The organism is Romboutsia sp. MSSM.1001216sp_RTP31141st1_G3_RTP31141_220114 (genome assembly GCF_039031195.1).
In the GTDB taxonomy this organism is placed as follows: Bacteria; Bacillota; Clostridia; order Peptostreptococcales; family Peptostreptococcaceae; genus Romboutsia_C; species Romboutsia_C hominis.
In genome coordinates, this window is sequence record NZ_JBCIUO010000001.1 from 920635 (window position 1) to 930788 (window position 10154).

The window sequence follows — 10154 nt, forward strand, 5'->3', positions numbered from 1 at the left end:
ATGATTTTAAAATCCGTAGTTTTCATTTATATAGTTAAGCATTTGATCACCTAATGTCACATAATAGTATATAGTGTATAAATAATCAGAAAAAACTAATTTGCTTGATTCTGGATCATCTTTTAAAAGTCCATCTATCAATATTAATTGATCTCGTAAAAGTGCTTGATATACAGATGATAGTATTTGCAGTTGATCTGCAACAAATATATCTGGCTGAGAATCTTTATATATACTTTTATGTCTTTCTAGATTATTAGATACCCCTTGTAATTGATTCATATATGATGTTATTTGTGGTTTTAGTATCCCACTTTTTTCCTTTATAGTTTGAGTATTTATATCTATAGTTCTCATATTGTCTCTTATCATTTTGATTTCTCTAAATATATTAGCAAGAGCTTCCTTGTCTTGCAGGTCTTGTACTACTACAGGCACTGTGCTTATTTTATTTTCAATAGCATATATTTTGTTTGTAAAAATACCTAAACAAAGTAGTATACTAGCTATAGTTAATATTACTTTAGTGGGCTTATTTTTCATTAAAATTCTCCTTTTACTAAGTTGTTGTATATTTATATTATCTACAGTACAACTATTATTATTCTTTGTATAATTAAAAATACATTGCTATTTTATATAATTTTTTTAATCAAATCATTTATAAAAATAAAAAAAACTATAGTTATCACTATAGTTTTTTATTTCCATTTTTCTAATACTTCTATCATAAATTTAGCTACATCTATCTTATATATTTCTTTTAAATTGTCTCCTTTAAATACATCTCTTGACTTTCCATATGCTACTATTTCTCCATTGTTAACTAAACATACATCATCGCTAAAAAAATGTACTAAATTTAAGTCATGAAGTACTCCAATTACTATTTTATTTTTTTCTTTAGCCCAAGTAGATAGATGCTTTAGTAACTCTATTTGATACTTTAAATCTAAGTGGTTAGTTGGTTCATCAAGAAGTATTACATCTGGATCCTGAGCAAATGTTCTAGCTAAAAATACCCTTTGAAGCTGACCTCCTGATAATTCAGTAATAGGCTTATCTTTAATGTCTAATAATCCTACTTTATCTATTGAATCTAATATTAACTCTTTATCTTTTTTATTTAAAGAGTTAAATATACCACTAGAGTGTGCATATCTTCCAAGTGAAACTGTTTCATATATACTATATGGAAAGTATATTTGACTTATTTGGCTCATAAGGGCTATTTTAGTAGCTAATTGTTTTCTACTTAAAGTATTTACTTCATCATTGTCTATTTTTATGCTGCCTCTATAATCTATAATATTTGCAATGGACTTTAGTAATGTACTTTTACCACATCCATTTGGACCTACTATGCATAAATTTTTACCCTTTTCTACTTTAAAACTTACATTTTTTATTATATCTACATTATCATAACTACAAAAAAGATTTTTAACTTCTAACATATTATGACCTCTTACCTTTACTAAAATATACATAAGCAAAAAATGGCGCACCAATTATAGCCGTCACAGCACCTACTGGTAGTTCTGCTGGTGTTACTACAGTTCTTGCTATTAAGTCTGTTATTACCATTAAGCTCCCACCAAATACAAATGACATTGGTATTACGTAAGAGTGCTTAGAACCAAATATACGTCTAACTATATGAGGTGCTATCAAGTCTACAAATCCTATAGTCCCACTTAATGCTACCGCACTTCCTGTAAGTATTGCTGAAAATATAAATAGTCTTTTTTTCACTTTAGTAGTATTTACTCCGACAGCTTTAGCTTGTTCTTCACCAAAAGTTAATATATCCATTTCTTTTGTATATATTAAAATACCAACTATACCTATTACACAAAATGGTATTATAGCTTTAACTGCTGAGAATCCTTTCATAGCAAAACTTCCCATTTGCCATAGACTTATACTTTTTAAATCTTCACTAAATAACGCCGTTATAGTTGTTAAAAGCGCATTTACAAATAAAGAAAATACCATACCCGCAAGTATTATGGTGTTATTTGACATTGTTTTATCTATTTTAGAGGAAAATACTATAACTCCATATACTGTAAAAAGCCCAAATAAAAAACCTATTAAAGGTAGAGTTAAATTTCCTAAAAAAGGTATGTTTACCCCAAGTATTATAACTAGACCTGCACCTAGTGATGCACCTGATGATACTCCTAGGGTATATGGAGATGCTAGTTCATTTTTTAAAATAGATTGGACTACTGATCCACTTACAGCAAGTGAACCACCAACTAAAAATGCTAGTAATACTCTTGGTACTCTAAGGGCCCATATTATAGATACATCTTTAGGATTTATATTATCTCCTAGTGATAGATTAAATAATTTGTAAAAAAGTATCTGTGCAGTGTCTATTATATTAATATTGGAACTTCCAATAGAAGTTCCAATACAAAATATTATAAATACTATTGGGATAGAAAGTAATGCCCACTTTCTAGTTGTTGTATACATTTGGATATATTGCCTTTGCCATCTCATTTAGGGCTTTTATTATATGTTGAGATGGACGAGATGATGAATTTGTATCTATTTGATAAACTTGATTATTTTTTACTGCATTTATATTTTCCCAACCTTCACGACCTTTTATTTCATCAGTTGGATTTTCTATGTAATTAACATTAGTTAATATAACATCTGGATTTTTATCTATTATAGTTTCTGCACTTGGTGATATCCAAGCATTTTCATCTTTAAGTATATTTTCAGCTCCTATTAATTCTATCATTTCATTTAAGAATGTCGAGTTACCAAAGCTATAAAGATTTGGAGCTGGTCCTATTTCAAAATAAACTTTTTTCTTATTTTTTATATCTTTACCTTTTTTAGCTATATCCTCAATTTGAGATTTTGTATTTTCTACTATTTTCTTGCCTTTTTCCTTAGTGTTAGTTACTTCAGATATAAAAGTTATATCGTCATATATCCCTTGTATACTATTACTACTTGGTATGTAAGCTACACTTATTCCAGATTCTTCAACTATCTTAAATGGATCTTCAGTTGAACCAGTTTTATTATGCCCTGATGCTACTATTATGTCAGGCTCTAATCCTATTATTTTTTCTGCATCTGGCTTGGAAAAATCTATTAATTCTACATTATCTGGTATACCAGCGACATCTGCTGAATACTTATCTACTGCTACTAGCTTATCAGCAAGTCCAAGTTCTACTAATACTTCAGTATTAGATGGTGCTGTTGATATTATTCTATCTATTTTATTTGGTACTTTAATCTCTCTGCCTTCTCTGTCTTTTATAACCACTTCTTTACTTGAACATCCAACTACTGTAAGCATTACCAAGGTTACAGCCATTATTATACTTAATACTTTCTTTTTCATATTTTACTCCTTATTTTTAAATTTTCCTTATAAGTTTTTTATTCTATGTCGTTGTCTTTATTTAATTCAACATAGAAGCATCCTGAAGGGGTATTTACAAATTTAAATTTTAACTCATCTACTTCATTGTTTTGCCTTTCATGTCTATGCATTAATCTAATTAATTTTTAGTTATTATTAAATGACATATCCTTGAACTTACTCCTCCTTTCTTTTAAATATTTATAGTTTTATAGATACAAATTATCATTTTACTAAGGATTATGTAATCTTTAATCTTAGTTTATCATTATATCGCGTCAAAATGTGTCATTTTAATGTCAAATGAAGTACATTTATACTTTATTATTTTTAAACATATCTTATTATTTAAGTTATATAAAGATAAGAATATTTTGATTTAACACTTATTTCTATATTTAACTGCAGTGTTATTAGCTGAAATGATATTTATATAAATTAAATACAAAAAGCACACTCTTAGAGTATGCTAAATTATTCAAATTAATTATATACCCTACCCTCAGAAGGCAATAGATTAAAAAGTACTGGCAGGTATCCCGGCTCAACTTCTTCCTACTTTCTTGCCTTCCCGAATTATCAGTGGCTTTTTAAGATTTCGTCAGTTTTACGGTTACTGGGGTAGCTTAGAATTTTCATCTAATTCCCTATTAAGTCTACTTGACACCAAGCACTTTATATTTATTAAATTTTATACATTCAAGTATTATATACTTTAATTTAATTATATCAAAACCTTTATTTATAATCTACTTTAAATATTTGATCTATAAATTAATATATTTATTTTAATATCTTTTTAAGTAATTTTAATTTGCCCTTATAAGGTGCATATCTAACTGGTATATCTATTAAATTTGACTTTTTAAGTATACTCTTTTTATGTGTAAAAGTATCAAAGCTTTTCTTACCATGATAAGATCCCATTCCACTAGTTCCTCTACCTCCAAATGGAAGATTTGAAGTGGCTAGATGGATTATAGTATCATTTATACACCCTCCTCCAAAAGCTATATTATTTGTTATGTATTTTTCAATATCTTTATTTTTAGTAAATAAATATAGTGCTAGTGGATTTGGATGTTTTTTTACTATTTCTATTATATCTTTATAATCTTCATAAGTTATTATAGGAAGTAGTGGTCCAAATATTTCTTCATCCATTATAGGATAAGTATGGTCTATATTATCTATAATGGTCGGTGCTATTTTTAATTTAGATTTATCTATATTTCCACCTATAATTACATCTGTGTTTTTCATAAGATTATTTAATCTATCAAAGTGTGTTTTATTTATTATTTTAGGATAGTCCACACTTTCAATAGGATTATTTCCATAAAACTTTATTATATATTTTTTCATATTATCTATTAAATCTTTTTTAATATCTTTGTGCACTATAATATAATCAGGTGCTACACAGGTTTGACCCGCATTTAAAAATTTCCCCCATACTATTCTTTTAGCACTTAGGTCTACATTTGCTGACTTTTCTACTATACAAGGGCTTTTACCTCCTAGTTCAAGGGTTACTGGTGTTAAATATTTAGATGCTTTATTCATTACTATCTTTCCTACATTTACACTACCTGTAAAGAATATATAATCAAATCTTTCTTCTAATATCTGTTGATTAACTCCTATTCCACCTTCTATTACGTTTATATATCCTCTTTCAAAGTACTTATTTATAATATCAACTATTACCTTAGAAGTATGAACTGAAAACTCCGATGGCTTAAGTATTGAGCAATTTCCACCAGCTATAGCACCTATAAGCGGAGATATAGTTAATTGGAAGGGATAATTCCAAGGCGCCATTATAAGTACTACTCCATAAGGTTCACTTACTATATAACTTTTAGCAGGAAATTGAGTTATAGGAGTTGATACTTTCTTATTTTTGCTCCAACTTTTTAAATGTTTTATAGCGTAGTTTATCTCCTCTAATACTATACCAATTTCTGTTTCATATCCTTCAAAATGTGATTTTCCTAAATCTTTATAAAGTGCATTAAGTATAGCCTCTTCATTTTCTACTATAGCTTTTTTAAGAGTTTTTAATTTATCTAATCTAAAGTTTATATCTTTAGTCTTATTGCTTTCAAAGTATAACCTTTGATTATTTAATATATCTTTTATCAATCTCTCATCTCTTTTCTGTGAATTTACATATATTGTATTATTATAATTATATATTATTTATTGTATATTGAGGAGGTTGTTATGGTCTATTTATTATTTTTTTTTATGACTTTATCTTTAATAAGCCTTATTTATTTTACATATAAACCTTTTAAAAATTTAAGGCATATTTTAAAAACTGTAACTAGCTTATTATTTATAGGAATATGTATAAATGGATATAGTTCTAGTAATAATTTTACTTATTTTATACTTATACTTATGGGGCTTATATTTTCACTATTTGGAGATATATTTCTTATATTTGAGAATGGAAGTAAAAACTCTATGGGTAATGCTTTTATTCATGGTCTTTTAAGCTTTAGTATAACTCATATATTCTTTTCCTTATGTTTTGTATCTATTACTTCTTTAACTGTTTATGATATTTTATTTACTGCTATACTTTCCATAGGTTCTTTATCTATACTAAAGTCTATTAAAAACTTTGATTTTAAAGGAGTATTTAGATATATAGCCTTTTATGCTGTACTTATTAGCTTTATGTTTATAAAATCAATATCTTTATATTTAGTAGGATTTAATAATTTTGGAGTATTTTTAGTTATAATTGGAGCATTATTATTTATAGTTTCTGATTTAATATTGTCTTTTGTATATTTTTATAGAGATTGTCCAAAATTTATGGCAGGTCTTAATCTTTTAGTTTATTACATTGCACAATGTTGTATAGCATTAAGTGTTTCATACATGTAAAAATACCCCTATGTCTTAAGTTTTGACGTATGGGTTATTTTATTAAATTTTATATTTTAGCTTTTTTATATAATAGTAAATAAATAATTGAAACTATCATTGAAACTAATAATAGACTTAAAAATAACCAAGACTTATTAAAATTATATACATGTGCAGATAACATTGGCCCAAGTGCATATCCAAAAGATTCAGATGCTCCAACTATACCAAATACGCTACCCTTTATTTTAGGATTTTCCCCAAACTCTGATAAAAGACTTTGAAGTGAAGCATTTAAAAAAGTTGCTCCAAGAAAATATACTATTATTATAGTAGTAAATATAGATATGCTTCTTGTAAAAGATAATCCAAGTAAGGTTATATTAATAACACAAAAAGATAAAAATAATTGTCTTTTATTTCCTATCTTATCACTTACCCACCCTGCAATAGGTGCTCCTAACCCAAATTCAAATAAGTATATTGATATAATTGATGAAGTGTACGATGTAGTAGCTCCCAGCACTTCCTGTCCATAAAAATGGAATAAAGCAACTACACATCCATATATATAGTCTCCTAAAAATGCAATAGCGCATAACATAATTATTTTATATTTTAAACTATATCTTTTAATTTCTTCTTTTATAGCTTTCTTTTTGCTACTACACTTAGAATGATCCAATTTGCCTTTTTCTACCTTAAATATTACATATATAAGTGTAAGCAATATCCCTCCTGAAGATAAATAAAATACAATATCATAACTACCAGTATTTGATAAAATGTATCCAGCAATAGCAGCACCTATTCCTCCACCGAATGTAAAAACTGCTGCTAATCCTGTACTTTCTCATCTTCTAGTTACTTCTACGGATCTTGATAATATAGAATAAGTAGCAGGTGCTAACATACCAAGTACTGCTCCTTGTATTATGTATAAGCTTCCTGCTATTATATGCTTATTTGTTATGGTATAACAAAATGGAACAAAGGTCATTAGTATCAAAGTAAATATTAAAGTTTTTTTATCTCCTATATAATCAGATACTCTCCCAAATAGAATCTGTGCTAGTGTTTTGCTTACTCCATATAAAGACATTATAGTACCAATCATAACTGTAGTTATTCCAATTGAATCAAGGAAAAGTGGTATTATAGGAATCATAAAGCTATAACTTATTCCAAATATAAATCTATAAGTGCAAAATTGTCTAAGTTCTAGCTTTTGAAAGAAAACATTGTTTTTTATACTCATATCTACCTCCTAAGTATGAGCAGATTGTTTTTGTAAAGTTTCTGTCCACTTTAGTGTATTCAAGTAATCTTAATATTATTATTTAACATTCAAAGCATATACGTTTTATTTAATTAATAATATACAACTGTAAGATATAAAATGAGGAGCAATCATTTTGATAGCTCCTCGTTTTATATAAATTTAAAATTCGTAAATTTTAAGCTATATTCTGTCTTTAAATATATTATATATACCTTAATTCAAGTTTATATGAATATGATTTTTTCCTTCTCCGTATCTTTTTAAAGGTTTTACAGTAGGTCCTTCTAATACATTTCCTTTATAATCATATCTAGAAGCATGGCATGGGCAGTCCCAAGTTTTTTCTGCTGAATTAAATCTAAGTTCGCAACCTAGATGAGTACAAGTTATATCAACTATATAAAGTTCATCATTAAGATGTCTATAAGCCCCATATCTTTTTCCATCAATAGTTACAATCTGCCCTTCTCCTTTTTCTATATATAATTCTTCTTTTCCTATATTAAATTTCCCTTTTATATACTCTATTGTCATATTTAAATTTTCTTTATAAAAATCTGTTGTTAAATAGCTACTTTTTCTAGATGGATTAAATAGATTTTCATATATAGATTCTTTTTTAGCTATAAGATCACTTATTATTATTGCTGATAAAGTTCCATTACTCATTCCCCACTTAGAAAATCCTGTAGCTACATATACATTGTCTTGTTTTTTGTTTATATAACCTATATAAGGTAGGTAGTCATAACTCATATAATCTTGAGCTGACCATTGATATTTAAATTCTTTAATTTTAAATTTATCTTTTGCATAATTTTTTAGTTTTTCATACATTTCTTCTTCATTTTTACACTGACCAACTTTATGATCTCCACCACCAAATATTAATAGTTTTCTGTTACCTTCATTATAAGTTCTAAATGTTATCCCTTGTTCCTCAACTCCTAAAAACATTCCTGGGATTATGTCTTTTTCTAGTTTGCCAGCTATTAAATAAGACCTTCCTCCCTTTTCTTTTGCAAAGTAAAGGTTTTTACCATCATACCAAGGCATATGTGATGCTATTACAACTATATCTGCAAAAATTTTATTATTTTTGTTGGTTCTTAATTCACAAACTTCTCCTTTATTAAAGTCAACTATAGGTGTATTTTCATAAACTTTAACCCCTAAGTTTATACATTCTTTTAGTAATCCATCTATATACTTTTTAGGATTAAATTGACATTGATTTTTAAAACTAATAGCTCCCTTCACATCTACTGGTAAATCTAAACTTTTATGGTACTCGCAATCAATCCCTATTTTTTTACAAATCTCATATTCCTCTTTTAATTCTTCTAAGTAATTTTCATTTTGTGCAAGTATATATGAGTCTTCTCTTTTTAAATTACAGTCTATATTGTGTTCTTTTGTTATTTTTTCAATTAAATTAAGTGCCTGATTATTACCTTCATAGTATAATTTAGCATCTTCTATTCCGTACTTTTGGTTTAGCTTTGAATATATTATTCCATGTTGTGAAGTTATCTTTCCAGTATTTCTCCCAGAACCTCCATAACCTATTTTATTAGCATCAACAATAGTAGATTTTAAACCATTTTTAGCTAATAAATAAGCTGTTGTAACTCCTACTATTCCTCCACCAACTATTAAAATATTTGTTTTTATATTTTTTTCTAAGTTACCTAACTCACTATGCTTAGAGCTTAAAATCCAATAAGATTCATTCATTTCATTTCTCCTTAATTTAATTTGTCCATGATATAGTATATTTCCCATTAAAATACATAATTATTATAAATATTGAGCTTAAATATACAAATAAACCATTATAAATACATAAACAAAAAGCTATCTTACTTTGTAAGATAGCTTTTTGTTATTTTTAATTAATCTTATTTATAAAGTTAATTAATTCTTATTATTTGCATATTAACTGAATTTGGTATTGTTTTTATATTTCTGTTAGAAAAATTATATAAGTCAAGCTCCTCTTCACAATTTCCAGTAGTATATATAGCTCCATTACTAATTGAATTTTTAATACCTTCTTCACAGTATGCTAGTGACCCTTTGATTAAAGCTTCATTTACTCTAAGTCCAACTATATAAGTATTATACGAATTTCCTGTTACTGTATACTTAATATAATATGTGGCATTTGGAGATAAAACTACAGTCATGCCATCATTTTTAACACTTATATCTGTACCATTTATAAAACTAGAATTAAATACAAATCTTGATGTTGGGCTAATACTTACTGATTCTGACTGAACTAGATAAGCATTATTTTGAACTGTTGAATTTCCTTTTTCTCCTCTTGGTCCCTGTGGTCCTATCTTACCTTGAAGCCCTTGTTCTCCTTTTTCTCCTCTTGGCCCTTGTGGCCCTGTTTTACCTTCAAGTCCTGGTTCTCCCTTTTCTCCTCTTGGCCCTTGTGGCCCTATCTTACCTTCAGCTCCTTGCTCCCCTTTTTCGCCTCTTGGTCCCTGTGGTCCTATCTTACCTTCAGGTCCTTGCTCTCCTTTCTCTCCTCTTGGTCCCTGTGGCCCTATCTTACCTTGAAGCCCTTGT

7 protein-coding genes, 2 pseudogenes and 1 riboswitch are annotated in these 10154 nt (G+C 27.6%); of the genes and pseudogenes, 1 reads left to right on the forward strand and 8 read right to left on the reverse strand.

Annotated elements, in window-relative coordinates:
* Window positions 1–6: 6 nt before the first annotated feature.
* The 5 genes from ABCP60_RS04630 to ABCP60_RS04650 all read right to left on the reverse strand — a co-directional run bounded on the left by ABCP60_RS04630 (window position 7) and on the right by ABCP60_RS04650 (window position 5584).
* Window positions 7–543 (reverse strand): hypothetical protein, encoded by a 537-nt coding sequence (locus tag ABCP60_RS04630; RefSeq protein WP_092925740.1) that lies wholly within the window; start codon window positions 541–543, stop codon window positions 7–9.
* 158 nt (window positions 544–701) lie between these two features.
* Complete coding sequence (locus tag ABCP60_RS04635; RefSeq protein ID WP_092925738.1) at window positions 702–1457, reverse strand: ABC transporter ATP-binding protein; 756 nt, start codon at window positions 1455–1457, stop codon at window positions 702–704.
* Between the two features lies 1 nt (window position 1458).
* Window positions 1459–2487: an iron ABC transporter permease gene (locus ABCP60_RS04640; RefSeq protein ID WP_092925736.1), complete on the reverse strand. Its 1029-nt coding sequence runs from the start codon at window positions 2485–2487 to the stop codon at window positions 1459–1461.
* Entirely contained in the window at window positions 2471–3382 is a 912-nt protein-coding gene (locus ABCP60_RS04645) for an ABC transporter substrate-binding protein (protein WP_092925734.1), read from the reverse strand. The genes ABCP60_RS04640 and ABCP60_RS04645 overlap by 17 nt, the downstream gene beginning before the upstream one ends.
* A 532-nt stretch (window positions 3383–3914) precedes the next feature.
* Window positions 3915–4089: riboswitch (cobalamin riboswitch) on the reverse strand.
* A 97-nt stretch (window positions 4090–4186) separates the two neighbouring features.
* The gene (locus tag ABCP60_RS04650; protein WP_195928981.1) at window positions 4187–5584 is read right to left on the reverse strand and encodes an aldehyde dehydrogenase; all 1398 of its coding nucleotides are present in this window, start codon (window positions 5582–5584) and stop codon (window positions 4187–4189) included.
* 48 nt (window positions 5585–5632) lie between these two features.
* Between ABCP60_RS04650 and ABCP60_RS04655 the strand changes: the two genes are divergently transcribed.
* Complete coding sequence (locus ABCP60_RS04655; protein WP_343101334.1) at window positions 5633–6307, forward strand: lysoplasmalogenase; 675 nt, start codon at window positions 5633–5635, stop codon at window positions 6305–6307.
* Window positions 6308–6356: 49 nt separating this feature from the next.
* Here ABCP60_RS04655 and ABCP60_RS04660 read toward each other — a convergent pair.
* The 3 genes and pseudogenes from ABCP60_RS04660 to ABCP60_RS04670 all read right to left on the reverse strand — a co-directional run.
* Window positions 6357–7547, reverse strand: a pseudogene (locus ABCP60_RS04660) (MFS transporter).
* A gap of 237 nt (window positions 7548–7784) precedes the next feature.
* Window positions 7785–9308: an FAD-dependent oxidoreductase gene (locus ABCP60_RS04665; RefSeq protein ID WP_166505464.1), complete on the reverse strand. Its 1524-nt coding sequence runs from the start codon at window positions 9306–9308 to the stop codon at window positions 7785–7787.
* A gap of 176 nt (window positions 9309–9484) precedes the next feature.
* A pseudogene (locus tag ABCP60_RS04670) lies at window positions 9485–10154 on the reverse strand (hypothetical protein); the annotation flags it as partial.